This is a genomic window from Streptomyces sp. NPDC048275 (assembly GCF_040652275.1).
In the GTDB taxonomy this organism is placed as follows: domain Bacteria; phylum Actinomycetota; class Actinomycetes; order Streptomycetales; family Streptomycetaceae; genus Streptomyces.
Map to the genome: position 1 here is coordinate 1 of NZ_JBEZLR010000018.1, position 25,519 is coordinate 25,519.

The 25,519-nt window shown below is 67.9% G+C and carries 20 protein-coding genes, 2 tRNA genes and 1 pseudogene; 10 read left to right on the forward strand and 13 right to left on the reverse strand.

The window, feature by feature from the left end:
- Window positions 1-67, forward strand: a pseudogene (locus AB0D57_RS13690) (ribosome silencing factor); the annotation flags it as partial.
- Window positions 68-392: 325 nt separating this feature from the next.
- On the opposite strand, the gene AB0D57_RS13695 reads toward AB0D57_RS13690, so the two are convergent.
- Window positions 393-465 (reverse strand) — tRNA-Ala (locus AB0D57_RS13695).
- A gap of 183 nt (window positions 466-648) precedes the next feature.
- On the opposite strand from AB0D57_RS13695, the gene AB0D57_RS13700 reads away from it, so the two are divergent.
- Together AB0D57_RS13700 and AB0D57_RS13705 are read left to right on the forward strand one after the other, a co-directional pair.
- Window positions 649-1,197: a DNA-binding protein gene (locus AB0D57_RS13700; RefSeq protein WP_362071254.1), complete on the forward strand. Its 549-nt coding sequence runs from the start codon at window positions 649-651 to the stop codon at window positions 1,195-1,197.
- A 195-nt stretch (window positions 1,198-1,392) separates the two neighbouring features.
- Window positions 1,393-3,429: a protein kinase gene (locus AB0D57_RS13705; RefSeq protein WP_362071256.1), complete on the forward strand. Its 2,037-nt coding sequence runs from the start codon at window positions 1,393-1,395 to the stop codon at window positions 3,427-3,429.
- Window positions 3,430-3,661: 232 nt separating this feature from the next.
- Here AB0D57_RS13705 and AB0D57_RS13710 read toward each other — a convergent pair whose 3' ends face one another.
- On the reverse strand, window positions 3,662-5,125 hold the full coding sequence (locus tag AB0D57_RS13710; protein WP_362071258.1) for a hypothetical protein: 1,464 nt from the start codon (window positions 5,123-5,125) through the stop codon (window positions 3,662-3,664).
- A gap of 241 nt (window positions 5,126-5,366) precedes the next feature.
- Complete coding sequence (locus AB0D57_RS13715) at window positions 5,367-5,495, reverse strand: DLW-39 family protein (protein WP_003999697.1); 129 nt, start codon at window positions 5,493-5,495, stop codon at window positions 5,367-5,369.
- Between the two features lie 337 nt (window positions 5,496-5,832).
- On the opposite strand from AB0D57_RS13715, the gene AB0D57_RS13720 reads away from it, so the two are divergent.
- A complete protein-coding gene (locus AB0D57_RS13720; RefSeq protein WP_362071260.1) occupies window positions 5,833-6,216 on the forward strand; it encodes a DUF6344 domain-containing protein in 384 nt (127 codons plus the stop codon).
- A 172-nt stretch (window positions 6,217-6,388) separates the two neighbouring features.
- Here the strand turns inward: AB0D57_RS13720 and AB0D57_RS13725 are convergent, their stop codons facing one another.
- The 10 genes from AB0D57_RS13725 to dnaA form a co-directional block, all read right to left on the reverse strand.
- Window positions 6,389-7,777 carry a PA14 domain-containing protein gene (locus AB0D57_RS13725; RefSeq protein WP_362071262.1) on the reverse strand — a complete coding sequence of 463 codons (1,389 nt, stop codon included), beginning with the start codon at window positions 7,775-7,777 and terminating at the stop codon, window positions 6,389-6,391.
- 543 nt (window positions 7,778-8,320) lie between these two features.
- Window positions 8,321-8,397, reverse strand: a tRNA-Ile gene (locus tag AB0D57_RS13730).
- A 111-nt stretch (window positions 8,398-8,508) separates the two neighbouring features.
- Entirely contained in the window at window positions 8,509-9,252 is a 744-nt protein-coding gene (locus tag AB0D57_RS13735) for a DUF3566 domain-containing protein (RefSeq protein ID WP_362071264.1), read from the reverse strand.
- An 18-nt stretch (window positions 9,253-9,270) separates the two neighbouring features.
- On the reverse strand, window positions 9,271-11,880 hold the full coding sequence (gene gyrA / locus AB0D57_RS13740; RefSeq protein WP_362071266.1) for a DNA gyrase subunit A: 2,610 nt from the start codon (window positions 11,878-11,880) through the stop codon (window positions 9,271-9,273).
- Between the two features lie 42 nt (window positions 11,881-11,922).
- A complete protein-coding gene (gene gyrB, locus AB0D57_RS13745; RefSeq protein WP_362071268.1) occupies window positions 11,923-14,007 on the reverse strand; it encodes a DNA topoisomerase (ATP-hydrolyzing) subunit B in 2,085 nt (694 codons plus the stop codon).
- A 340-nt stretch (window positions 14,008-14,347) separates the two neighbouring features.
- The gene (locus AB0D57_RS13750) at window positions 14,348-14,920 is read right to left on the reverse strand and encodes a DciA family protein (RefSeq protein WP_362071270.1); all 573 of its coding nucleotides are present in this window, start codon (window positions 14,918-14,920) and stop codon (window positions 14,348-14,350) included.
- Complete coding sequence (gene recF / locus AB0D57_RS13755) at window positions 14,917-16,041, reverse strand: DNA replication/repair protein RecF (RefSeq protein ID WP_362071272.1); 1,125 nt, start codon at window positions 16,039-16,041, stop codon at window positions 14,917-14,919. The genes AB0D57_RS13750 and recF overlap by 4 nt, the downstream gene beginning before the upstream one ends.
- Before the next feature lie 63 nt (window positions 16,042-16,104).
- Window positions 16,105-16,980 (reverse strand): phosphogluconate dehydrogenase (NAD(+)-dependent, decarboxylating), encoded by an 876-nt coding sequence (gnd, locus tag AB0D57_RS13760; protein ID WP_362071274.1) that lies wholly within the window; start codon window positions 16,978-16,980, stop codon window positions 16,105-16,107.
- A 169-nt stretch (window positions 16,981-17,149) separates the two neighbouring features.
- Window positions 17,150-18,280, reverse strand: a complete 1,131-nt coding sequence (dnaN, locus tag AB0D57_RS13765) for a DNA polymerase III subunit beta (protein WP_362071276.1) — start codon at window positions 18,278-18,280, stop codon at window positions 17,150-17,152.
- 967 nt (window positions 18,281-19,247) lie between these two features.
- Window positions 19,248-21,260, reverse strand: coding sequence for a chromosomal replication initiator protein DnaA (dnaA, locus tag AB0D57_RS13770; RefSeq protein ID WP_362071278.1), 2,013 nt, complete (start codon window positions 21,258-21,260; stop codon window positions 19,248-19,250).
- Window positions 21,261-21,656: 396 nt separating this feature from the next.
- On the opposite strand from dnaA, the gene rpmH reads away from it, so the two are divergent.
- The 6 genes from rpmH (at window position 21,657) to rsmG (ending at window position 25,187) form a co-directional block, all read left to right on the forward strand.
- The gene (rpmH, locus tag AB0D57_RS13775; protein WP_006381191.1) at window positions 21,657-21,794 is read left to right on the forward strand and encodes a 50S ribosomal protein L34; all 138 of its coding nucleotides are present in this window, start codon (window positions 21,657-21,659) and stop codon (window positions 21,792-21,794) included.
- 21 nt (window positions 21,795-21,815) lie between these two features.
- A complete protein-coding gene (rnpA, locus tag AB0D57_RS13780) occupies window positions 21,816-22,187 on the forward strand; it encodes a ribonuclease P protein component (protein WP_266626433.1) in 372 nt (123 codons plus the stop codon).
- The gene (gene yidD, locus AB0D57_RS13785; protein ID WP_054236429.1) at window positions 22,184-22,549 is read left to right on the forward strand and encodes a membrane protein insertion efficiency factor YidD; all 366 of its coding nucleotides are present in this window, start codon (window positions 22,184-22,186) and stop codon (window positions 22,547-22,549) included. Before rnpA ends, yidD begins: the two co-directional genes overlap by 4 nt.
- Window positions 22,550-22,552: 3 nt before the next feature.
- The gene (yidC, locus tag AB0D57_RS13790; protein WP_362071281.1) at window positions 22,553-23,836 is read left to right on the forward strand and encodes a membrane protein insertase YidC; all 1,284 of its coding nucleotides are present in this window, start codon (window positions 22,553-22,555) and stop codon (window positions 23,834-23,836) included.
- Window positions 23,837-23,851: 15 nt separating this feature from the next.
- Window positions 23,852-24,361: a R3H domain-containing nucleic acid-binding protein gene (locus AB0D57_RS13795; RefSeq protein WP_362071283.1), complete on the forward strand. Its 510-nt coding sequence runs from the start codon at window positions 23,852-23,854 to the stop codon at window positions 24,359-24,361.
- A 109-nt stretch (window positions 24,362-24,470) separates the two neighbouring features.
- Window positions 24,471-25,187, forward strand: coding sequence for a 16S rRNA (guanine(527)-N(7))-methyltransferase RsmG (gene rsmG, locus AB0D57_RS13800; RefSeq protein WP_362071285.1), 717 nt, complete (start codon window positions 24,471-24,473; stop codon window positions 25,185-25,187).
- Window positions 25,188-25,519: the final 332 nt, after the last annotated feature.

Below are 25,519 nucleotides of genomic sequence, written 5' to 3' on the forward strand. Positions count from 1 at the left end.
GGAGCGCGTCTTCTACGCCCTGGAGCGGCTGTGGAAGGACTGCCCGGAGCTGGACCTGCCCGCCGACCGAGGGTCTCCCGCCCCACGGCGGTGTTTCACGTGGAACCGACGAAACCGGCGGAACCCAGGAGAGCGATGATCCGGGACGTGGGAACGGGTTGTCGTCGGCCAGGATCGGCAGGCGCCGCTGTCTGCGCACGGTCCCGAACGCCCTGGGCACGCGCAGCGGGCGGCGGCGAGCAGCGCGGGGTGGTCGAGCCGGATCAGCGTGACCGCCTGACGCTTCCCGCGACAGCGTCTTACTGACGCGAGCAGACCTCCCCCTGCACGGGAGCCAGCACAAAAAAAAGACCCTCCGCCTGCGTTTCCGCAGGTCAGAGGGTTTTACTGAGTGGAGCCTAGGGGAGTCGAACCCCTGACATCTGCCATGCAAAGACAGCGCTCTACCAACTGAGCTAAGGCCCCGAAAGAGGAGCGTCCGGCCGGAAGAAACGGATACCGGTGGGCGCCGCAGACCAGAGTACCGGGTCACCCCCGGGATCTCGCAAAAAGATTGGGGGTCCCCGTGAACGACCACTCTCCGTAAGATGCTCGACGTGGTTCGCTACAGCGAACCGCGGTATTTGGGGAAGCGATGGGGAGACGCAAATGGACGCCGCACAGCAAGAAGCAACCGCAAGAGCCCAGGAGCTGCAGCGGAACTGGTACGGGGAGCCGTTGGGGGCGCTCTTCCGCAGGCTCATCGACGATCTGGGCCTCAACCAGGCGCGTCTTGCCGGGGTACTGGGCCTCTCCGCGCCCATGCTGTCGCAGCTGATGAGCGGCCAACGCGCCAAGATCGGCAACCCTGCGGTCGTCCAGCGCGTGCAGTTGCTGCAGGACCTGGCGGGGCAGGTCGCGGACGGCAGCATCAGCGCCGCCGAGGCCACCGAGCGCATGGACGAGATCAAGAAGTCGCAGGGGGGCTCGGTTCTCAGCAACACCACGCAGTCGACGAGCAGTTCGGGTGCACCCACGGTCAAGCGGGTGGTCCGCGAGATTCAGTCGCTGCTGCGCTCCGTGGCAGCCGCGGGGGACATCATCGAGGCGGCCAACACCCTCGCCCCGACCCACCCGGAACTGGCAGAGTTCCTCCGGGTGTACGGCGCCGGCCGCACCTCCGACGCAGTCGCGCACTACCAGTCGCACCAGAACTGACCCGACGGCCCGGCCCCATCTGAGGCCCAGGACCGTCGTCCAGCGCCGCACGTCAGGCTGCCGGGCATCTCATGGCGTCCGGGCAGTCCGGCACCGATGGAGGGCCAGGCCGACCGGACCCTCGCAGGTGCCCGGACGTCCGGGCACCTCGCAGCGGCCGCCGGACCGACCGCCGAAAGGGAGCGACGTACGACCATGGGTGAGGTCTTCGCCGGACGGTACGAACTTGCCGACCCGATCGGCCGCGGGGGAGTCGGTGCGGTCTGGCGCGCGTGGGACCACCGGCGGCGCCGGTATGTGGCCGCCAAGGTGCTCCAGCAGAGCGACGCGCACGCGCTGCTGCGCTTCGTGCGGGAGCAGGCACTGCGGATCGATCACCCCCATGTGCTCGCGCCCGCCAGCTGGGCCGCCGACGACGACAAGGTCCTGTTCACCATGGACCTGGTCGCCGGAGGGTCACTGGTCCACCTGGTCAACGACTATGGACCGCTGCCTCCTCCCTTCGTCTGCACCCTGCTCGACCAGCTACTAGCGGGGGTTGCCGCGGTGCACGCGGAGGGGGTCGTGCACCGCGACATCAAGCCCGCCAACGTACTGCTCGAGGCGACCGGAACGGCCCGGCCACGGCTACGGCTGTCCGACTTCGGCATCGCCATGCGGCTCGGTGAGCCGCGGCTGACCGAGACCAACTACGTGGTGGGAACGCCCGGTTACTTCGCGCCCGAGCAGATGATGGGCGCCGAGCCGGACTTCCCCGCCGATCTCTTCGCCGTGGGTCTGGTTGCCCTGTATCTCCTTGAAGGGGCCAAGCCCGACGCCAAGGCGCTGATCGAGTACTTCGCGGCGCACGGCACACCGGCCGCCCCGCAGGGCATACCCGAGCCGCTGTGGCAGGTCGTGGCCACGCTGGTACAGCCAGACCCTCATGCGCGATTCCGCACCGCGACGGGGGCGCGCAAGGCGCTGGCCTCGGCCGCCGAGCTACTGCCCGAGCCCGGCCCCGACGACGAACTGGTCGAGGTCTTCGACCAACTCGGCCCACTTCCCCCGGGGTTCGGCCCCGAAGGCCCGCTCAGGACAGCGCCAGGCGTGAGCGCGGCTCCGGGTGACCTGTCGGGCGCGGGCGGCACCTTGGGCGTAGGCGGAGGTGGTACCTCGGGCGTCAGGACCGGCACCTCGGGGGCGGGCACAGGCCACACCTCGGGCGGAGGGGTGGGTAACACCTCAGGCGTAGAGAGGGGTAGAACCTTCGGCGGGGGGTCGGGTGAGGGTGTGAGCGGCGGCTCGGACAGCGGTCCGGGCGTGGGTGGGCAGACGCGGCCACACTTGGGCGGCGCAGCGCAGCGACTCGACGCCGAGCACACACCTTCGTGGTCCGGATCCGGTCCCGGCACTGGTCCTGCCTCTGGTCCTGAGCCAGGGCTCGGCATCGACACTGGTCCTGACTCCGGGCCTGCACCTGCGCCTGCATCCGCACTGAGGCCCAGGCCTGACTCTGGAACTGGGCCGGATAACTCTGGGACTGAGATCGGCTCCAGCTCCGGACCACGGCTCCACGGCTCGGGGCCATGGCGTCACGGATCGGAGGCTCCGTCTCAAGGGTCCCTCTCCGGGGGCGTATGGCCGGAGTCCGTCTCCAGAGGTACACGACCCGAGCGTGCCCCAGGCGACGCACAGAATGAGCTCGCCCCCGGTGGCGTACCACCACACCTCGCCCCCGACGACTTGCCCCCGCAGCCATCCACGATGTCGGACACCGGCAGCTTCCACTTGCCGCCGCCCCAGACGACCACTCCCCAAGCGCGGTCGCAGCCGCAATCCCAGCCACAGCCTCTGTCCCAGCCACAGCAGGCATGGCACGAGACTCAGCAGCTCTCCACCCCTCACCGGCCGCAACACGGGCCCGAGCAGACGCCCACTCCCCCCACCTCGGTCGCGCTGTCGGCTCCAACTCCCGTCTACGCTCCGCCTTTCGACCACACCCCCGCGCATGTGCCCTCCCCCTTTCAGCCCACCACTCCGACCGCCCCGATGCCCCAGCACGCGTACGCCTCTACTGATTCATACACCGCTCGATCCCCGCAGGTTCCGCATCAGACAGGGCCAATTCCAGGGCACCGTGCCAGGCGCGGGCGGCCCCGCCCGGGACCGCCCGCGAAGGTTGCCATCCCGGTCCTGCTGCTGGCGCTGGCGTGTTTCGCGGTGGGCTTCTGGGCGCTGGCCCAGCTCTGAGACCCAGTTCCCAGCGCCAGATCCCAGCCTCAGACCCGCGCCTCAGATCCGCGACCCAGACCCGAGCTCGTCACCCTGGACCGGCGGACGCGCACGCGCTCCCGGCCACACCGCGTGCCCCTGTCACCCGCTGGAACCGGCGCCTACCAGGACCTGTCCGGTCCATCACGGCGGAGACGCGGGGTCGACGAGGTGCCGCGGCTTTCCTCCACCGTGATCGACCGGACAGGTCCTAGCCCCGCGGCGCCTCGTGATCCCACGGAGCGGGAGCCACAGTCGTGGCCGTGGCCGTCGTATCCGCTCCCCCCGACACCACCACCACCGCCCGCCGCCGCGCGACCACCGTCCACACCCCGAGCGTCAGCAGCAGGACGGTCCCTGTGCCGATACCGCTCGCCGCGACCAGCTTCATGGTGGAGCCGCCGCCGCTCCCTCCGCCCCCGGTACTCACCGTGCCACCGCCCCCCACCGCCCCGCCGGACGCCTCCTCGAAGTCGCCGCCGGCCGCGGCGTCGAACACGTCCCGGGGCTCGGCCGACCCCACGTACGCCGGGCCTGCATGCGCGCCGCCCTCCACCCGTACACGTAGCGTCAGCCCGAAGGGCCCGTCGCCGAACTTGTCGGCGACCTGCCCGGCGAGATGCACCACGAGGTAGTACGAACCCGCGAACCTCATGGTGCTGATCCGGTCGGTGAAGGCGTACCGGTTGCGGTACTCGGCGGGCGGCAGCGGATCCAGCGCGGCCGACCGCTGGCTTCCGTCGTATCCGGAGCCGACATCGTCGACGAATCCGCGCACGGGGTTGTAGAGGGACATGACCAGCGCCGTGGCCACGAAGCCGTCACCGCCACCGCCCGAACTGCCCAGTTCCGCAGTGGCGTAGAACTGTTGTCCCCAGTCGACCGGCACTTTGTAGAAGAGCGTCTGTCCTGGGCTGATCCCGTTCTTCCAGACTCCCTGCCTCAGGTCTCCGGCCGTGGCGAACCCCGTGCCGCCCTTGCGTTCCTCCGCGTCCCCCTGGAGCGCTTCGGGTGAGGCGGAGTTCCAGATCTCCGGAGCGGTCGTCGAACCCGCCTTCTCCAGGCGGGGTTCCGACACCTGACTCAGCTCCAGATCCCAGTCGTCGGGGGAGGAGGACGAGGAGAGCGAGGAGCCGGACGCGTCGCTGCGCTCGACGACCACGTAGTACGTCCCGGCCGCCTGACAGGCGAACTTGTCGGCCCCTATCTCGCGCGATGCCCAGGCTGCGATGGGGTGCGGGCTCTGGGTGGCGCCGAAGTGGGCGGTCGCGGAGGAGGAGCAGCGGCGGCTGTCGCCGTCCTGCACGGAGATCTTGACGCCGTCCGCGTAGGAGACCGTCGTGCCCGGCCTGGGGACGACGGTGGCAGAGACGTATGCGTTGGTCGTGGCGTCGAGCTCGAGGCGGTAGTAAAGCTTGCCGTCCTTGGCGATGGAGCTCTTGTACGTCCTGCCGGGCTCGAGCCGTACGGCGTTCGTGGTGTCCGTGGCGCCTTCGACCGTCGTGGCGTCCTCGGCGAAGGCGTACGGCTTCGGCGTACCGGACTCGGCTGCCGTAACCGTCGCGGAGGCCGGCCCCGGCGCCGCGACCGTCGCGCAGAGGGCCGCTACGACAGCCGCCAGCGCCTTGCCGTACCACGCCGCAGCCCTGCGCCGCCCGGCCGCGCGCCGCCTCATCGTGCGCCGCCCCATCACGCGCCACCCCTCGTCGTAGCCCCGGACCGTGGCCCATCCTGCCCCGCCGGTCCCGGGGCCACCGTGCTATCCGTACAAGCGGCTGAAAGCACCCGTCTACAGGGTCGATGAATTTGCTAACGCAATCATCCCATTTGCCGAGGTGAACCCGGGGCGGTTCCGAGCAACACAAAACCCCGACCGCGAGGGCGGCCGGGGTCTGATCTGAGACTGGTGTCGATACTCACGAACCCGTGGGCACGGAGTCAGTCGCCTCCGTCCACAGATCCTGCTCGGCGCGATCCGCCTGGATCTGGCGGTACACGAGGAGCCCGCCGATGGCGGCCAGTGCGACCAGGAGAAGCTTCTTCACCGCGCGACCTCGTCTTTCCTTGACGTAGGGGACCTCTGGCGCCCGACTATACACACCGACCGATATCGATCAGTGACCTGCGTCGACCCCCAACTCCCGCCCCCCGGATGGCAATAGGACCGGGCGCGACCGCCCCGATCACAGGGTGATCGCACCTCACACACGGTGACGTTCATCGCCCTCTCGTACTTTTTCTGCACTTTCCTGGCCTTTTGCGCCCATCCGGGTGTTGTTCATCGGAACATCGACGCGCCACGGGCGTCGGTCCACCACTTCGCGGCCCACATACACATCATGAGGAAAGTACGCAAATCGCCTGACCCGAAAGTGAGGGGCCATGACCCAGAACAAGGTCATGAAGCTGTGGACCGCCATCGTCACCGCCTTCCTCGCGCTGTGCACGGCGCTCGGATTCATCACGACCACCGCGGCCGCAGCCGTACCGCAGGCCGGAACGACGCGCAACAGCGCGACCTCCGTAACGGTGCCGACGACGTCCCCCTGGACCGGTCCCCACAGCAGGAACCTGCCCCCCACGATGAAGCAGCGCATCCGCGCCGAGGCCCACGGTTCCTCGCCGAGCTGCCGCCACCGCCCGCCGACCGATGTCGACCCGGCCGAGCCCGCGGCCCGCTGCGCCCCCGAGACCCCGGCCGATCCCGCGGCCCTCCCCGAGCCCGACACACCTCTCCGGCACGTCGCCGCTCCCCTCCAGCGCTGACCGGCGCGACACCCCCCTGACCCAGCGGCGAACTTGCGTACACCGCCACACGCAGACTCCAAGGCCCGGCACCTCGAAAGAGCTGCCGGGCCTTCGCCATGTCAGCGGCGAACACTCGCACGCGTTCCCGGATCAGCAAGAGAGGCCCGCTGTCGCGTGTTCCCCGTGACCGTCAGCCGACCGGCACGGCCATGGCACGGATCTCGCTGTACGGCGAGTAGTTCCCGGCCTCGTCATAGGTACGGGCCCGGTACTCATAGGTGTGCCCCTCGGCGGGCAGCGGGTCGCAGACCGTGGCCGTGGCGGAGGCGAGGCGCGGGTCGTAGCCCTGGTGCAGGACGACCGACCAGGTGCCCGTCCCCGCCTCGCGGCGCTCGATCTCGAAGCCGGTGAAGTCGCGGATCGGGGCCGGCGTGTTGTCGGTGGCGGTCGCCCGGATGCCGCTCGCGCAGGAGCCCAGGGTCAGGTCGGGGGCGTAGTAGGGGGCGATGCCGTCAGGGATGCCGAGCCAGAGCTCATTGGTGGCGCTGCCGTCGAGCCCACCCGGGTTGTAGGTGGTGGTGCCGCCGTCGTTGGTGACGAGGACGCGGTAGTGGCGCCACTCACCGTCGGCCGTGACAGGGCCGGTGGTCCAGGTGTTGCCCTTGGTGGTGCCGAGCGGGACCCAGACGTAGTAGCCGTCCACCTTGTCGTTGCTCAGGACCGTGTAGTGGTCGAAGTGCGGTTCGGTGTTGAGGGGCCACTTCAGGGTGACCTTGCCGGTCGCCTTGTCGTAGGTGCCGGTCAGGGAGGTGACGACGGGCAGGGGACGGACGATGGTGTCCGTGCTGCCCGACGAGGTGTTGCCCGCCTTGTCCTTGGCGCGTACCTCGTAGTAGTAGGGCGTGCGGTCGTCGGGGTTCACGAGAGGGTCGGTGTGGCTGCGGGCGGTGGTCACGGTGACCTTCGTCCAGGTGCTGGAGCCGACGGGCCGCCGGTAAAAGGAGTAACTCGCCAGATCCATCTCCTTGTTGGCGGACCAGGAGACGGTCGTCTTGCGGGTCGTGGTGTTGTAGGCGGTCTTCACGCCGGTGGGGGCGAGTGGCTTCGTCTTGTCGTACGTCGCCGACGTCCGCGGTGTGTACGTGTACTTGACCTTCGCGGCGCCGGTCCAGTTCACGTAGTCGACGCGGAGGGTGTGCTTGCCGGAGGGGACGGTGAGGTTGACGCTCTTGGAGCGGGCGGTGTCACCGGTGCTCTTCCACAGGTCGATCTTGCGGACGCCGTCCAGGTAGACGCGGACGCCGTCGGTGGCGGAGGCAGTGAACGTGAAGGGGCCGCCGGAGCCGAAGTCGCGGGTCACCGACCAGCGGACACCGAAGTTGTTCGACGGCACGCCGGAGACCGGGCTGCCGGACCAGCTCTGGCTGATGGTGCTGTCGCAGTCGGTCCTCACCGGAGAGCCGGAGAACGACGTGTTCTTGTAGAACGTCCTCTTGTAGACGTTGGTCGAGCAGGTGACGTCGGCAGCCGCCGCCTGCGGGGCGGCGACCAGCAGGCTACCGAGGACGACGGCGGACATGACACCACCGGTCCGGGCAGCGACGAGACTCTTCTGACGCTGTGCGGGCAAGACGTACGGCGTGGAGACTCCTGAGCTGGGGGGAAGGTTGCACAGCGCACCCGATGACCCGAAGGGGCCCGGAGGCGATCGCGACGCTGCTGATTGATTCGGACCTTGGTGCTTCGCCCCGTCGGCACTTGGTCGACTCGCTCCACCCACCACAGCCGGAGTTCTCCGCTCGTGCCCCCGATCCGGTGGGCTCCTCCCGTACCTTCAACGCCCTGGGGAAACGGGCCGGCGTCCGCAGGATCACGGTCCGGCTCGCCCGGCACCCTGCAGGACCCTGCTCGCGTCCCTGACGGTGCATCCCAAGGTCGCTCAGGCGATCCTGCGGCCACAGCCGGATCAGCATGCCCATGGACGACCACACGCACGTGGTCGGCTCCGACGAACGCGATGCCGTCGCGCTGCTTGCCGAGCTGCTGGAAGATCCGCTCATCGGCTGATGTCAGCCGTAGATGCCAAAGACCCCCAGACGTAATTGCCTGGGGGTCTTTGTGCTGGTGGGGCTAACAGGATTTGAACCTGTGGCCTCATCCTTATCAGGGATGCGCTCTAACCAACTGAGCTATAGCCCCGCCGCGCTTTGCGGTGTGTGTCCCGCGCGCTGACCTCTGAAGATTAGCGCACGACGCGGCCAGTCCCAAAATCGGTATCCCAGGACCCCGGGAAGGGCTGAGCAGTCGCTGTCACTCGTCCTCGGCGAGGGTCAGCTCAACGCCGCCGACAAAGCCCGCGGAGAGGTTGTAGATGAACGCGCCGAGCGTCGCGAGTGCCGTGGCGAGGACGACGTCGATGACCGCGATGATCGACGTGAACATCAGGACATGCGGCAGGGAGAGGAACGCCTGCAGGTCGAAGCCGTTCGACTCGTTCGAGCCCGTCGCCTCGGAGATCGTTCCGCCGACCGTCGAGAAGACGCTCATCGCGTCCAGAACCATCCACAGCACCGCCGCCGCCACGATCGTGCAGATGCCGAGCGCGATGGACAGCAGGAAGCTGACCTTCATCACCGACCACGGGTCGGCCTTGGCCACCCGCAGCCGCGCCTTACGGGTGCGAGGCGTGGTGCGGGCGCCGGTCCGCGGCAGACGCACGGCGCCCGCCGGCGCCTGAGCCGGGTACGCCTGCGGCGGGTGGTACGGCTGTGCAGGCTGCGGCTGCCGCTCCCCCGGCAGCGGGGAGCCGGCTGCCGGAGCGGCCGCGGTAGTCGTTGCGGTACTGGCCGCGGCAGGACCGGCCGCGGCCGGTGCGCCCGGAGTCTCCGGGCCCGCTCCGGCCGCGTGCTGCTGGGCCTGCGGGCCTCGGGTGTCCGTCACAGTTCCCCCCTGGGATCCATGAGTGTCATGCGAATCGGTCGTCTCCGTGGCGGAGCCACGACCGCCGTCGTCCGTTTCCGTACCGACCGATCCGGCGCCCGTGGCTCCGCTCACGATGACTCACTCCTCGCGCTACTCGGTCGAGGACTGCTCGCCCTCGTCCGTACCGGCGGCCTCGCCGCCTTCAACGGTCTCGTCCTCGGCATCATCGCCGTCGACTTCCTCCGCCTCGCGACCGGCCTCGGCGTTACGAGCGATGCCGACCACGGCATCGCGCTTGCCCAGGTTGATCAGTTGGACGCCCATGGTGTCACGGCCCGTCTCCCTGACCTCGTTGACTCGCGTACGAATCACACCGCCGGACAGCGTGATGGCGAGGATCTCGTCGGTCTCCTCGACCACCAGCGCACCGACGAGAGAACCACGATCCTCGACGATCTTGGCGGCCTTGATGCCGAGGCCACCGCGACCCTGGACGCGATACTCGTCGACGTTGGTCCGCTTCGCGTACCCACCGTCTGTGGCAGTGAACACGAACGTACCGGGTCGAACAACATTCATCGAGAGCAGTTGGTCGCCCTCACGGAAGCTCATGCCCTTGACGCCCGAGGTGGCGCGGCCCATGGGGCGCAGCGCGTCGTCCGTCGCGGTGAACCTGATCGATTGCGCCTTCTTGCTGATCAGAAGCAGATCATCCTCGGCCGAGACGAGTTCGGCTCCGATCAGTTCGTCGTCGGAACCGTCCTCCGTTTCACGAAGGTTGATGGCGATGACGCCGCCCGAGCGAGGCGAATCGTAATCCTTGAGGGGCGTCTTCTTGACGAGGCCCCCCTTGGTGGCCAGCACCAGATAAGGCGCCGCGTCGTAGTCACGGATCGCGAGAATCTCGGCGATCGCCTCGTCCGGCTGGAAGGCCAGCAGGTTCGCCACGTGCTGGCCGCGTGCATCACGGCCGGCGTCCGGAAGTTCGTACGCCTTCGCGCGGTAGACGCGGCCCTTGTTGGTGAAGAACAGCAGCCAGTGGTGTGTCGTCGACACGAAGAAGTGGTCGACGATGTCGTCCTGCTTCAGCTTCGCGCCGCGTACGCCCTTGCCGCCCCGCTTCTGCGAGCGGTAGTCCTCGGTCTTGGTCCGCTTGATGTAGCCACCGCGCGTGATGGTGACGACGATGTCCTCTTCGGCGATCAGGTCCTCGATGGACATGTCACCGTCGAAGGGCACCAGCTTGGAGCGACGATCCTCGCCGAACTTCTCGACGATCGCCGCGAGTTCCTCGCTGATGATGCCGCGCTGGCGCACGGGCGAGGCGAGGATCGCGTTGTACTCGGTGATCTTCGCCTGGAGCTCGTCGTGCTCCTGGATGATCTTCTGGCGCTCCAGGGCGGCCAGGCGGCGCAGCTGCATCTCGAGGATGGCGTTGGCCTGGATCTCGTCGATCTCCAGGAGGCCCATCAGGCCCGTACGGGCGATCTCGACGGTGTCGCTGCGCCGGATCAGCGCGATGACCTCGTCGATGGCGTCCAGGGCCTTCAGGAGGCCGCGCAGGATGTGCGCGCGCTCCTCGGCCTTGCGCAGCCGGAACTTCGTACGGCGGACGATGACCTCGATCTGGTGCGTCACCCAGTGGCGGATGAACGCGTCGAGCGACAGCGTGCGCGGTACGCCGTCCACCAGCGCCAGCATGTTCGCACCGAAGTTCGACTGCAGGTCGGTGTGCTTGTAGAGGTTGTTCAGGACGACCTTGGCGACCGCGTCCCTCTTGAGCACGATCACGAGCCGCTGGCCCGTGCGCGACGAGGTCTCGTCGCGGACATCCGCGATGCCGCCGATCTTGCCGTCCTTCACCAGGTCGGCGATCTTCTGCGCGAGGTTGTCGGGGTTGACCTGGTAGGGGAGTTCGGTGACCACCAGGCACTGGCGGTTCTGGATCTCCTCGACCTCGACGACCGCGCGCATCGTGATGGAGCCACGGCCCGTGCGGTAGGCCTCCTCGATGCCCTTGCGGCCTACCACCAGGGCGCCGGTCGGGAAATCGGGGCCCTTGATGCGCTCCATGAGGGCGTCGAGCAGCTCCTCATGGGTGGCCTCGGGGTTCTCGAGGTACCACTGGGCGCCGGCCGCGACCTCGCGGAGGTTGTGCGACGGGATGTTGGTGGCCATGCCGACCGCGATGCCCGCCGAGCCGTTGATCAGCAGGTTCGGGAAGCGCGCCGGCAGGACCGTCGGCTCCTGGTTACGGCCGTCGTAGTTGTCCGTGAAGTCGACGGTCTCCTCGTCGATGTCACGGACCATCTCCATGGACAGCGGCGCCATCTTGCACTCGGTGTAGCGCATGGCGGCCGCCGGGTCGTTGCCCGGGGAGCCGAAGTTGCCGTTGGAGTCCACCAGGGGCATCCGCATCGACCACGGCTGGGCCAGGCGGACCAGGGCGTCGTAGATCGAGGAGTCGCCGTGCGGGTGGTAGGTACCCATGACGTCACCGACGACGCGGGCGCACTTGTAGAAGCCCTTCTCGGGCCGGTAGCCGCCGTCGTACATGGCGTACAGCACGCGGCGGTGGACGGGCTTGAGACCGTCCCGTACGTCGGGCAGCGCGCGCGACACGATGACGGACATCGCGTAGTCGAGGTAGGAGCGCTGCATCTCCGTCTCGAGCCCGACGGGCTCGACGCGCAGAGTGATCTCGCCGCCTTCTTCAGGCGTACTCGGATCGGCAGGAGAAAGAGGTGTCTCGTCGGCCATTGCTGGTGAAGATCCTTCCTGGTGCGGTCAGCTGAGACCGACTCAGATGTCGAGGAAGCGGACGTCCTTGGCATTGCGCTGGATGAACGCACGGCGGGCCTCGACGTCCTCGCCCATCAGGACCGAGAACAGATCGTCGGCCTGGGCGGCGTCGTCGAGCGTGACCTGACCCAGGACGCGGTGCTCCTGGTCCATGGTCGTGATGCGCAGCTCCTCGGCGTTCATCTCACCGAGACCCTTGAAGCGCTGGACCGAGTCGTCCTTGATGCGCTTGCCGTTCTGGCGGCCCAGCTCGATCAGCGCGTCGCGCTCGCGGTCGGAGTACGCGTACTCGAAGTCGTCCCGGCCCCACTTGATCTTGTACAGCGGGGGGCGGGAGAGGAACACGTGTCCGGCCTCGACCAGCGGCCGCATGAAGCGGAACAGGAAGGTCAGCAGCAGGGTGTTGATGTGCTGGCCGTCGACGTCGGCGTCCGCCATCAGGATGATCTTGTGATAGCGGAGCTTCTCGATGTCGAAGTCCTCGTGGACTCCGGTACCGAAGGCGGAGATCAGTGCCTGGATCTCCTGGTTCTGCAGGATCTTGTCGATCCGCGCCTTCTCGACGTTGAGGATCTTGCCTCGGATCGGGAGGATCGCCTGGTACTGCGGGTTGCGGCCGGACTTGGCCGAGCCGCCGGCGGAGTCACCCTCGACGATGAAGATCTCGCACTTGGTGGGATCGTTCGACTGGCAGTCGGACAGCTTGCCCGGCAGGGACGCCGTCTCCAGGAGGCCCTTGCGACGGGTGAGGTCACGGGCCTTGCGGGCCGCCACGCGCGCGGTGGCCGCCTGGATGGACTTGCGGATGATGTCCGCGGCCTCGTTCGGGTTGCGGTCCAGCCAGTCGTTGAGGTGCTCGTAGACCGCCTTCTGGACGAAGGTCTTCGCCTCCGTGTTACCCAGCTTGGTCTTGGTCTGGCCCTCGAACTGGGGCTCGCTCAGCTTGACCGAGATGATCGCGGTCAGACCCTCGCGGATGTCGTCACCCGTGAGGTTGTCGTCCTTCTCGCGCAGCAGCTTCTTGTCGCGCGCGTACTTGTTGATCAGCGAGGTCAGCGCGGCGCGGAAGCCCTCTTCGTGCGTACCGCCCTCGTGCGTGTGGATGATGTTGGCGAAGGAGTACACGCCCTCGCTGTAGCCGCTGTTCCACTGCATCGCGACCTCGAGGGACAGGCTCTTGTCCTTGTCCTCGGCCTCGAGGTCGATGACGGTGGGGTGCACCGCTTCTCCCTTGCGGGAGTTGAGGTACTTCACGAAGTCGACGATGCCGCCCTCGTAGTGGTACGTGACGGTCTTGACCTCGTCCTTCTCGTCAGCACCCGCCTCGTCCGCCCCGGCAGTGGCCTTCGCCGACTCGCGCTCATCAGTGAGTTTGATTGTCAAACCCTTGTTGAGGAACGCCATCTCCTGGAAGCGCCGCGAAAGCGTTTCGAAGGAGTACTCGGTCGTCTCGAAGATGTCGCCGTCGGCCCAGAACGTGACCGAGGTGCCGGTCTCGTCGATGGCCTCGTGCTCGGCGAGAGGGGCGGTCGGAACGCCCATCTTGTAGTCCTGCGTCCAGCGGCGTCCGTCGGTCTTGACCTCGACGGAGACCTTGCTCGACAGGGCGTTCACGACGGAGACGCCGACGCCGTGCAGACCACCGGAGACCGCGTAGCCGCCGCCGCCGAACTTACCGCCCGCGTGCAGGACCGTCAGCACGACCTCGAGGGCCGGCTTCCCTTCGGAGGGGACGATGCCCACGGGGATGCCACGGCCGTTGTCCACGACACGCACGCCGCCGTCGGCGAGGATCGTGATGTCGATCGTGTCCGCGTGGCCGGCCAGCGCCTCGTCCACGGAGTTGTCGACGACCTCGTACACGAGGTGGTGCAGTCCGCGCTCGCCGGTCGAGCCGATGTACATACCGGGTCGCTTGCGAACCGCGTCCAGACCCTCGAGGACGGTGATGGCGCTGGCGTCGTACGAGGCTGTGACCTCGCCGTTCGAGGTCGTGGCCGCGACGTTGTCGCCGGCGTCGGTGGACGGGATGTTCTCGTTGGGGTTGCCGGAATCGGCCACGAAGCGCCCTTTCTGGCACAGCACAAGCCGAACTCCCGGCGGTGGCCGGAGCGGCTGCGGCGTGTTGCGTTGGTAAGCCTTTAGTCAGCGTTGCACACCATCTCCCGACGGTCCCCACAAGCGGGGCGGGATTAGCTCCCAGTCTACCGGTAGCGCCGACAGTGATGGGGGTTTGCCGGTACCTGAGTCCGCATGTGCCGCCCTGAACCGGTCTCTCCCGACTCCCCATATGTGGACCCGGGCTCAAAGAGGCTTACAGCGGCACTCAGCGCTTCCGGGTGTCAACCCTTGGCTACTGCGGAGTCAGGTCGGTGTTCGCAACCGCGTTCGGTCACGGGCAACGGACGATTCCCGCAGGTCCCGGTCACCCGTAGGTGTCCCCGGGCCCGGTGCTCCCGGGGGCGCGCAGGGGGCCGAAGCGGCGCGCGGGACCTCCCGGCCCCTGCACCTTGATCAACCGCACCGTGCCGTGCCCGAGGTCCTGGTTCAACCGCGCGACCAGTTGCGGAGCGAGCAGACGCAGTTGTGTGGCCCAGGCGGTCGAGTCGCACTGCACCGTGAGCACCCGCTCGGCCGGGTCTTCGTCGTACCGCAGCGGAACGCAGTGCTTGGCCAGGTCGTCGCCGACGATCTGCGGCCAGCGGCCCATCACGCCCCCCACGGCGGCCGGGGTCTCCCAGCCGCGCTCGGTGAGCAGCCGGTTGATCGCGGCACCGAGCGCCATCGGGTCGCGCCCATCAGCGCGCGCGCCGGAGCGCAGACCGCCGCGCCGCGCCTGTTTCTTCTGCTGCGCCGCGTCCCCCCGCGCGCGTGCCTGCTCCTTCGCGGCGCGCAACGCCACGCGCGCGAGGTCGACGCCGGAGGGTTCGGGGGTCTTCTTGGACGCCTTCTCCGCGGCCTCGGCGGCAGCCGCGTCGTCCGATGTGTTTTCCGTCATACGCGATCCACCGCGCCCTCGGACACGGCGTACCGCGTCCCCGTCAGTACGTCCGGTACGTCGTCGTCGACCGCGGCGGTCACGAGGACCTGCTCGCCGGGGGCGACGAGTTCCGCGAGGCGCTCCCGCCTGCGGGTGTCGAGCTCGGCGAAGACGTCGTCGAGGACCAGGACCGGCTCGTTTCCCTCTGCCCTGAGGAGGTCGTACGAGGCCAGACGCAGCGCCAGTGCGTACGACCAGGACTCGCCGTGCGACGCGTATCCCTTGGCGGGCAGCTGGCCGAGCCTGAGCAGCAGCTCGTCCCGGTGCGGGCCCACCAGCGTGACGCCTCGCTCGATCTCCCGCTTGCGGGACTCGGCGAGGGCGGCCATCAGCTGCTCGTACAGCTCCTCGCGCGCGTGGCCGACGATTTCGGGCGAGGACGGCTTGTATTCCAGTGCGATCGGACCGCCGCCGGGCGCCAGCTGCTCGTACGCCTTGTCAGCCAGCGGCTGGACCGCGGCGACCAGGTCGAGCCGCTGGGCGAGCAGCTCGGCGCCCACGCGGGCGAGGTGCTGGTCCCACACGTCGAGTGTGGAGAGGTCCATGGTGCGGCCGCCGTGGCGGCGGGCCAGCGCGGCCGTCTTGAGGAGGGTGTTGCGCTGCTTGAGAACCCGGTCGTAGTCGGACCGGACGCCGGCCATGCGCGGGGAGCGGGCGGTGATCAGTTCGTCGAGGAAGCGGCGCCGCTCGCCAGGGTCGCCCTTGACCAGGGTGAGATCCTCGGGCGCGAACAGCACGGTCCGGACGATGCCGAGTACGTCACGGGGTCTGACCTGCGAGGACCTGTTGACGCGGGCGCGATTGGCCTTGCCTGGGTTCAGCTCCAGCTCAATGAGCTGCTGGCGCTCGCCCTGCCGGACATTGGCCCGGATGATCGCGCGGTCGGCTCCCATGCGGACAAGCGGCGCGTCGGAGGAGACGCGGTGGCTACCGAGGGTCGCGAGATAGCCGACCGCTTCGACCAGGTTCGTCTTGCCCTGCCCATTGGGGCCCACGAACGCGGTGACGCCCGGGTCGAGCGGTACCTCGACCCGGGCGTACGAGCGGAAGTCGGCCAGCGACAGATGCGTGACGTGCATGGTCGTTCGCCGACCTCCCCCAGGGTTGTGGATCCACGGCCTCTCAGCCTGTGGATCTGTGGATTACTTCTTCTCGACCGCGTGGCCGCCGAACTGGTTCCGCAGCGCCGCGATCATCTTCATCTGCGGCGAGTCCTCCTGCCGCGAGGCGAACCGTGCGAACAGCGACGCGGTGATCGCGGGCAGCGGCACCGCGTGGTCGATGGCGGCTTCCACAGTCCAGCGGCCCTCGCCGGAGTCCTGTGCATAACCGCGCAGCTTGTCCAGGTGCTCGTCCTCGTCCAGGGCGTTCACCGCCAGGTCGAGGAGCCAGGAGCGGATGACCGTGCCCTCCTGCCAGGAGCGGAAGACCTCGCGCACGTCCGTGACGGAGTCGACCCGCTCAAGGAGCTCCCAGCCCTCGGCGTAAGCCTGCATCATGGCGTACTCGATGCCGTTGTGGACCATCTTCGAGAAGTGGCCCGCGCCGACCTTGCCGGCGTGTACGGCGCCGAAGTCGCCCTCCGGCTTGAGGGCGTCGAAGATCGGCTGCACCTTCGCGATGTTCTCGGCGTCGCCGCCGTACATCAGCGCGTAGCCGTTCTCCAGGCCCCAGACGCCGCCGGAGACACCGCAGTCGACGAAGCCGATGCCCTTGGCGGCCAGCTCCTCCGCGTGCTTCTCGTCGTCCGTCCAGCGCGAGTTCCCACCGTCCACCACGACATCGCCCGGCTCCAGAAGCGCGGCCAGCTCGTCGACGGTGGACTGCGTCGCGGCACCGGCCGGGACCATCACCCACACGACGCGCGGGCCCTTGAGCTTGCCCACAAGCTCTTCCAGGCTGTGGACATCGGCGAGGTCCGGATTGCGGTCATATCCGATGACGGTGTGGCCTGCACGGCGAATCCGCTCGCGCATGTTGCCGCCCATCTTGCCGAGGCCGACGAGACCGAGCTCCATCAGTTGTTCCTTAGGTTTGCGACGTGGCGTGAAGGCACTTTCGTACCTGTGTCCGAGCCTAAACCCGCACGCTCACGCACACCTGTGGGCATACCCGCTCAAACGCACGCCCCACCTGTGGATTCGCCTGCCGGACCGACGGAACCGGCAGGCGACAGCGCTCAGCCGCTCAGCCGCTCAGCCGCACCGGCATGATCAGGTACTTGTAGGCCTCGTCCGCTTCGGCGTCCACGGCGGGCTTGCCGCTCAGCAGCGCGGGCTTCGTGGACGTCGTGAAGGAGAGCTGAGCCACCGGCGAATCGATGGCGCTCAGGCCGTCGAGCAGGAAGGTCGGGTTGAAGGCGATCGAGATGTCGTCGCCCTCCAGCTGGGAGTCGACCCTTTCCACAGCCTGTGCGTCGTCGCTGGAACCGGCCTCCAGGATCAGCACGCCCTGCTCGAAGCTCAGCCGCACCGGGGTGTTCCGCTCGGCGACCAGGGCCACACGCTTGACGGCCTCCACGAACGGGGCGGTCTCGATCACGGCCACGGAGTTGAACTCCGTCGGGAACAGCGTGCGGTACTTCGGGAGGTCGCCCTCCAGCAGTCGCGTGGTCGTCCGGCGTCCGGCGCCTTCGAAACCGATAAGACCCTCGCCGGCGCCCGATCCGGACAGCGCCAGGATCACGCTGTCGCCGCTTGTGAGGGCCTTGGCGGTGTCCAGGAGCGTCTTGGCGGGCACCAGGGCCACCGCGGACGCGTCCGGGTTCTCCGGCTTCCACAGGAACTCACGGACCGCGAAGCGGTAGCGGTCGGTGGAGGCCAGGGTGACCGTGTCGCCCTCGATCTCGATGCGCACACCGGTGAGGACAGGAAGTGTGTCGTCGCGCCCCGCCGCGATGGCCACCTGGGCAGCCGCCGAGGCGAAGACCTCACCGGGAACGGTTCCGGTCGCCGACGGCATCTGCGGCAGCGCCGGGTACTCCTCCACAGGGAGGGTGTGGAGGGTGAACCGCGAGGAGCCGCACACCACGGTCGCCCGTACACCGTCTGTGGAAATCTCCACCGGACGGTTGGGCAGGGCGCGACAGATGTCGGCGAGCAGACGGCCGGAGACGAGAACCGTGCCCTCCTCGTCGACCTCCGCGTCCACGGAGACCCGTGCCGAGACCTCGTAGTCGAAGCTGGAGAGGCTCAGGGCACCCTCCTCGGCCTTCAGAAGGAGGCCGGCGAGCACAGGCGCCGGCGGACGGGCCGGGAGGCTGCGTGCCGCCCAGGCCACTGCCTCCGCGAGTACGTCGCGTTCCACCCGGATCTTCACCGTTGCCGCCTCCGTTTGTTGCCGGCGCTCTCGCCCTGCTGGCCTTCGTCGTCTGACTCGGTGTCGCTCGTCCTTGTGAGGGGAAGGACACCGGGGACCAGTCTGACGCACCGCGCTGACAGTCGGTGCCCCTCGGGGTCAAGTCGTGCCGAGCGGCACCTGATCCTCCGAGCGCGAGTTGTGCACAGCCCCGTCTTCGAAACGATTCCCAGGCTCTCTCTAGTTGGCAGTAGTAGTAGGGCCTGTGGAAACCGTGGATAACCCTGTTTTCGCAGCTCAGTGGGGATTTTTTGTCCACCGACCCTGTGGGTGGAGGCGGTGGACAACTGGGCGTTTCTGTGGACGGCGAAAAGTTCTGCACACTCGATGCACAGCCTCGGCCCACTTCTCCCCAGCGCCGTCCCCAGCTTTACCCCCGTTCCCCACAGCCCAACCAGTCACCTTGGTGTGACGCCTTTCACTCGACACGGTGAGAGGGCGCGTCGGATTGCCGAACAGTGGACAGGGGTGTGGAGAAGCTGGGGATCACTGGGGACAACCGAGCCCAGCCTGTGGGTCTGCGGTGGACAACTTCGTGCACAGCCTGTGGATCTTTTCTTCGTCCACAGTCTGTGGAGAGCGTTCGTCCACGAATCCACAGGGGGGTGACCTGGTCTGATGGTCCTTCAACAGCGCACCCTGTGGACACGATCGGGACAACTTTGCGGTCCCCAGGGTGTGGACGCCAGAAAGTCACCAAATCTGTGGAGAGTGGCCGTAACCCGGCTCGTAATCGAACAGCAGGTGCCGAGTGTGTGGCCGCGGGAGGACGCCGGCTGCCCTCGGGATGCGGTCGAGAGGTGTCTCGTGCCGTGTGAGAGAGGCGTCCCCAGACTCTTAGGCTCGGGTGAGAAGCCTTCTGGAGACGGCGAAAGGCGCCCCGGGAGTGCACTCCCGGGGCGCCTTCAGCGACGTACTGCCGTGTCTGTCAGCCGTTCTTGATGCGGTTCGTGAGCTCGGTGACCTGGTTGTAGATGGAGCGGCGCTCGGCCATCAGCGCGCGGATCTTGCGGTCGGCGTGCATGACCGTCGTATGGTCGCGGCCGCCGAACTGGGCGCCGATCTTCGGCAGGGAGAGGTCGGTGAGCTCGCGGCACAGATACATGGCGATCTGGCGTGCGGTGACCAGCACGCGGCTGCGTGAGGAGCCGCACAGGTCGTCCACCGTGAGACCGAAGTAGTCGGCGGTCGCCGCCATGATGGCGGGCGCGGTGATCTCCGGGGAAGAGTCCTCGCCGCCGGGGATCAGGTCCTTGAGGACGATCTCGGTCAGACCGAGGTCCACAGGCTGCCGGTTGAGCGACGCGAACGCCGTCACCCGGATCAGCGCGCCCTCCAGCTCGCGGATGTTGCGCGAGATCCGGGACGCGATGAACTCCAGCACCTCCGGCGGAGCGTTCAGCTGCTCCTGCACCGCCTTCTTACGAAGGATGGCGATACGTGTCTCCAGCTCGGGCGGCTGGACGTCCGTGATCAGACCCCACTCGAAACGGTTCCGCAGTCGGTCCTCCAGGGTCACCAGCTGCTTGGGCGGCCGGTCACTGGAGAGCACGATCTGCTTGTTCGCGTTGTGGAGCGTGTTGAAGGTGTGGAAGAACTCCTCCTGTGTCGACTCCTTGTCCGCGAGGAACTGGATGTCGTCGACGAGCAGGATGTCCATCTCCCGGTACCGCTTGCGGAAGCTGTCGCCCTTGCCGTCGCGGATGGAGTTGATGAACTCGTTGGTGAACTCCTCGGAGCTCACGTACCGCACCCGCGTGCCCGGGTAGAGACTGCGCGCGTAGTGCCCGATCGCGTGCAGCAGGTGCGTCTTGCCGAGACCCGACTCCCCATAGATGAAGAGGGGGTTGTACGCCTTCGCCGGTGCCTCCGCGACGGCGACCGCGGCGGCGTGCGCGAAGCGGTTCGAGGCGCCGATGACGAAGGTGTCGAAGAGGTACTTCGGGTTGAGGCGCGCGGTGGGCTCGCCCGGCCCGGACGCCGGCGCGGGCTTCGCGGCCAGCGGGCCCGGTGCGCCGCTGGACGTCGGCAGCGAGGGGCCGCCGCGGTGCATGGGACCGCCACCGGAGGACGGCTCCTGACGGTCGCGGCGGTCGGGGCGCTGGTCGTAGTCGGAGCGTGGCTGGTCGTAGTCCGGTCGTTGCTGCTCGTAGGGCGGGCGCTCCATCGACTGCGGCCGGTAGTCCTGCGACGGCGAGGCGTACGGGTCGCGCTCCGGGAAGCCGAGGCGTTGCTGCTGCCAGCCGTAATCGTCCTGGGCATGCCGCGGCCAGGCGCCCGGCTCGGGCCGTTGGTAGTCCGGGTAGGCGGGGCGGGCGGTCGGGAGATGGTCGCCGGGCGGCTGGTCGGAGCGACCGCCCCGGTGGTCGTCGGCGCGGTGGCGGCCGTACCCCTCATATCCGTCGCGGCGCTGATTGTCGTAGGCGCCTCGCTCTTCGCGCCCTTGAGTGTCGTAACCGTTTCGCTCGTCGCGGCCCTGGCCGCCGTACGCGTTTCGCTCGTCGCCCTGGCCGCCGTAGGTGTTCCGCTCGTCGCGGCCCTGGCTCTCGTACGTGTTCCGTTCTTCGCCACCCTGGCCGTCGTACGTGTCACGGCCCTGGCCCGGGCCGGAGGGAAGCTCGGGCTCCTCGTACCGGGGCTGGACCGGTGGTGCCGGGGGCTCACCCGCCGAGTCGTCGACGGTGATCGCGATACGGATCGGGCGGCCGCACTCGCGGCTCAGCGTCTCGCTGACGATCGGCGCGAGGCGTCCTTCGAGTACGCCCTTCGCGAACTCGTTCGGGACCGCGAGCAGCGCGGTGTCAGCGACCAGCGCCAAGGGCTGGCAGCGCTTGATCCAGTGCTCGTCCTTCGCCTCGACACCTTGGCCGCGGCCCTCCCCGAGAAGTTCTTCGAGCACTCGTGGCCACACTGCGGCAAGATCGGCAGGTACGTCAGCCACAGGGCACGCTCTCTCATGGGTCCCACGAACGTGTGGTTCTGGGAACAGGTTGGGAAGTCAGTCGGGTGGAGCAGTGGGAACAAATCCGCTGGGGCGGTGGGAAGGGAACGAATCGGAGTTCAGCCACGGTAGTCAGGGCTACCGCTGCGGTTCAAGTTGTTGTCCCCAGCCTGTGGATAGTGTCTCGCACCAGATGGCGGTTTGACCGGATGGCGTAGCCGCGCGTACCGTGACCAGGTCGAGTTGTCGATGGCTGCTGCCGCCTGCCTCCGATGGGCATAGATCGCGTGAGTGATCGGGAAGCGGTGCACTCGGGCGTAATACGAGCTTCTCGTGGGCGCACGGTGACAGCCAGGGCGGCACCCCGCCACTACCGATTCTTTCTGGAGCCCCCGAGTGAGCAAGCGCACCTTCCAGCCGAACAACCGTCGTCGCGCCAAGACCCACGGCTTCCGCCTGCGGATGCGCACCCGTGCCGGCCGCGCGATTCTCGCGAACCGCCGTGGCAAGGGTCGCGCCAGCCTGTCCGCCTGATTACCTACAGGTCATGATGTCGTGCTGCCTACCGAGCATCGGCTGAGGCGGCGCGAGGACTTCGCGACCGCGGTACGCCGAGGACGCCGGGCCGGACGCCCGCTTCTCGTCGTCCATCTACGTAGCGGTGCAACGGACCCGCACGCGCCTGGGGAGAGCGCTCCCCCGACGCGTGCGGGTTTCGTCGTGAGCAAGGCCGTGGGTGGAGCCGTCATACGCAACAAGGTGAAGCGCAGACTTCGCCATCTGATGCGTGACCGGGTCGCCCTGCTGCCCCCCGGTAGCCTGGTAGTCGTACGAGCGCTGCCCGGTGCGGGCGACGCCGACCATGAACAGCTGGCCCGAGACCTGGATGCCGCCCTTCAGCGGCTACTGGGAGGGGGCGCGCGATGAAGTACCCGCTGCTGGCTCTTATCAAGCTGTACCAGTGGACGATCAGCCCGCTGCTCGGGCCGGTGTGCAAGTACTACCCGTCGTGCTCCCACTACGGCTACCAGGCCATCGACCGGCACGGTGCGATCAAGGGAACGGCACTCACCGCCTGGCGCATCCTCCGGTGCAATCCGTGGTCGCTGGGCGGCGTGGACCATGTTCCGCCGCGCAAGCGTCCGCGGTGGCACGAAATGCTGCGTAACGCCTGGCGCGCACGCAAGGGCGGGAACTCCGCCGCCGAACCGGCCATTGAGGGGCATGGAATGTCCGACCATCCCTCGAGCCCGGCCGCCGAGACCCCGTCCCATGCTCAAGGAGCCTGATTAGTGGACACGATTGCCAGTCTGTTCAGCTTCATCACGACACCCGTTTCCTGGGTCATCGTTCAGTTCCACTCCGTATACGGGGCGATCTTCGGTCCCGACACGGGCTGGGCCTGGGGCCTGTCCATCGTGTCCCTGGTGATCCTGATCCGTATCTGCCTCATTCCGCTCTTCGTGAAGCAGATCAAGTCGACTCGGGCGATGCAGACGCTGCAGCCCGAGATGAAGAAGATCCAGGAGCGCTACAAGAACGACAAGCAGCGCCAGTCCGAAGAGATGATGAAGCTGTACAAGGAGACGGGTACCAACCCGCTCTCCTCGTGCCTTCCCATCCTGGCGCAGTCGCCGTTCTTCTTCGCCCTGTACCACGTGCTCAACGGCATCGCGACGGGCAAGACGATCGGTGTGATCAACCAGAGCCTGCTGGAGAGTGCGCAGAAGGCGCACATCTTCGGCGCACCGCTCGCGGCGAAGTTCACCGACAGCGCCGACAAGGTCGAGCAGCTCGGCGCGACGCTGACCGACGTCCGCGTCGTCACCGCGATCATGATCGTCCTGATGTCGGCGTCGCAGTTCTACACCCAGCGTCAGCTGATGACGAAGAACGTCGACACCACGGTGAAGACGCCCTTCATGCAGCAGCAGAAGATGCTGATGTACGTCTTCCCGGTCATGTTCGCCGTCTTCGGCATCAACTTCCCGGTCGGTGTCCTTGTCTACTGGCTGACCACCAACGTGTGGACCATGGGCCAGCAGATGTACGTCATCCGCAACAACCCGACTCCGGGCAGCAAGGCCCAGGCCGCGTACCTGGAGCGCCTGCAGAAGCACGTCACGCACCACGGCGAGACCCGCAAGCGCAGCGAGAAGGCCATCGTCAAGGCGATCGTCGCCAAGGGCCGCGACCGTAACGAGTCCGAGCGCAAGTTCATCAACGGTCTGACCAAGGCGGGCCTCGTGGCCAACGCCGACGGTGTTGTGGCGAAGGGCGAGAGCACGACGGTCGTCGAAACCGAGGACGGCACCACGATCGCCACTGGCGGCGGCGCTCCCAAGCGCCAGCAGCCGAAGCGCCAGTCCAAGTCGCAGCGCCAGTCCGGCGTGGCGAAGGCGGCGGGTGAGGGTGAGCCGAAGACCTCGCTGACCAAGTCCGATGAGCCCCAGGACGCCAAGCCGACCCCCAAGCCCGCGGGCGGCGGCAACAAGCCCGGCTCCGGTACCCGCAGCAAAGCCCAGTCCGGACAGCGCAAGGGCCCGCAGCGGCCCAAGTCCCCGTCCAAGAAGTAAGAAGGAGTCCATCCCGTGACGGAAGGCACCACCTCCGCCGCCACCGAGGGCGACACCCTGACCCGCCTTGAGCAGGAAGGCGAGATCGCGGCGGACTACCTCGAGGGTCTGCTGGACATCGCCGATCTCGACGGCGACATCGACATGGACGTCGAGGCCGACCGGGCCGCTGTCTCGATCATCAGCGACGCCGGCGGCCGCGATCTGCAGAAGCTGGTCGGCCGTGACGGCGAGGTGCTCGAGGCTCTCCAGGAGCTGACGCGCCTGGCCGTCCACCGGGAGACCGGCGACCGCAGTCGCCTGATGCTGGACATCGCGGGCTACCGCGCCAAGAAGCGCGAGGAGCTCTCCGAGCTGGGCGCCAAGGCCGCGGCCGAGGTCAAGAGCTCCGGCGAGCCGGTGAAGATGAAGCCGATGACGCCCTTCGAGCGCAAGGTGGTCCACGACGCGGTCAAGGCCGCGGGCCTGCGCAGCGAGTCCGAGGGCGAGGAGCCGCAGCGCTTCGTCGTTGTGCTTCCCGCCTGATCGGTACGCAGTTCCTCCGGCCCCGTCTGTTGAGCAGGCGGGGCCGAAGTTTGTCAGCCTGATAGTCCCGCGCTCAGCGCGCTTATGCGGTACGGAAGGACGGTCCCCCGTGACGGAGGCAGCGGAGCTTCCCCCCGCGCCCGAGCAGGCGCGTGAGGTTTTCGGTGATCGCTTCGCGGACGCGGTCCGGTACGCGGAACTGCTCGCCGAGGCGGGAGTGCAGCGCGGGCTGATCGGCCCGCGTGAGGTGCCCCGACTGTGGGAGCGGCACCTGCTGAACTGCGCTGTGCTCTCCGAGGTCGTGCCCGAGGGTGTGACCGTATGCGACGTGGGCTCCGGCGCGGGGCTGCCCGGTATCCCGCTGGCCCTGGTCCGGGAAGACCTGAAGATCACGTTGCTCGAACCGTTGCTCCGGCGGACCAATTTCCTCACTGAAGTCGTCGAGCTCCTTGGCCTCGACCATGTGACCGTCGTGCGAGGCCGTGCCGAGGAGGTCATGGGGAAGGTGCCTTCGGTCCATGTGGTGACGGCCCGGGCGGTCGCTCCGCTGGACCGATTGGCGGCATGGGGCATCCCGCTCCTGCGTCCGTACGGCGAGATGCTTGCGCTCAAGGGAGATACGGCGGAGGAGGAGCTGAAGAGCGCTGCGACGGCGCTCAGCAAGCTCGGTGCCGTGGCGACGTCCATCCTGCATGTCGGCGAGGGTGTCGTGGATCCGTTGTCGACCGTCGTGCGGGTCGAGGTCGGGGAGAGCCCTGGCGGGGTGCGCTTTGCGGCGAAGCGGGCGAAGGCCGCCCGGACGGGGCGCACACGGCGGCGTCGCTGACCTTGAAGGCTTGATGTTGGTCTTCGGCTCCTGGCTCCGTGGGGTGGGGTCAGGAGTTTTTTTGTGTGGAGCCAGCATGTGGGGAGCCAGGAGTTGTTCGTCACTCCCGCTGATCCGTCCCGACGGCGAGCCGTACTCCACACAAGCTGCCAAACCTACGCATCTCGGAGTGTCGCGCCGAGATCGCCCCGGTCGCTAGGCATCGTGTTTCACGTGAAACGTCGCTCACTGCTGCACGGCATCATCAGTCGGGGCCGCGCCGCGGCCGAACCCCGCGACCGGAGGCCTCTCGGTTCACTCGGAGAGGGCGCGGAGTTGTCCACAGAGGTGGT

Bases quoted from the DNA above. Each gene is read 5' to 3' on its own strand.
- gnd (WP_362071274.1), bottom strand. From the start codon at position 16,980: ATGGAGCTCGGTCTCGTCGGCCTCGGCAAGATGGGCGGCAACATGCGC.
- AB0D57_RS13750 (WP_362071270.1), bottom strand. From the start codon at position 14,920: ATGACGGAAAACACATCGGACGACGCGGCTGCCGCCGAGGCCGCGGAG.
- gyrA (WP_362071266.1), bottom strand. From the start codon at position 11,880: ATGGCCGACGAGACACCTCTTTCTCCTGCCGATCCGAGTACGCCTGAA.
- AB0D57_RS13720 (WP_362071260.1), top strand. From the start codon at position 5,833: ATGACCCAGAACAAGGTCATGAAGCTGTGGACCGCCATCGTCACCGCC.
- AB0D57_RS13705 (WP_362071256.1), top strand. From the start codon at position 1,393: ATGGGTGAGGTCTTCGCCGGACGGTACGAACTTGCCGACCCGATCGGC.
- AB0D57_RS13725 (WP_362071262.1), bottom strand. From the start codon at position 7,777: ATGTCCGCCGTCGTCCTCGGTAGCCTGCTGGTCGCCGCCCCGCAGGCG.
- AB0D57_RS13710 (WP_362071258.1), bottom strand. From the start codon at position 5,125: ATGAGGCGGCGCGCGGCCGGGCGGCGCAGGGCTGCGGCGTGGTACGGC.
- recF (WP_362071272.1), bottom strand. From the start codon at position 16,041: ATGCACGTCACGCATCTGTCGCTGGCCGACTTCCGCTCGTACGCCCGG.
- yidD (WP_054236429.1), top strand. From the start codon at position 22,184: ATGAAGTACCCGCTGCTGGCTCTTATCAAGCTGTACCAGTGGACGATC.
- AB0D57_RS13700 (WP_362071254.1), top strand. From the start codon at position 649: ATGGACGCCGCACAGCAAGAAGCAACCGCAAGAGCCCAGGAGCTGCAG.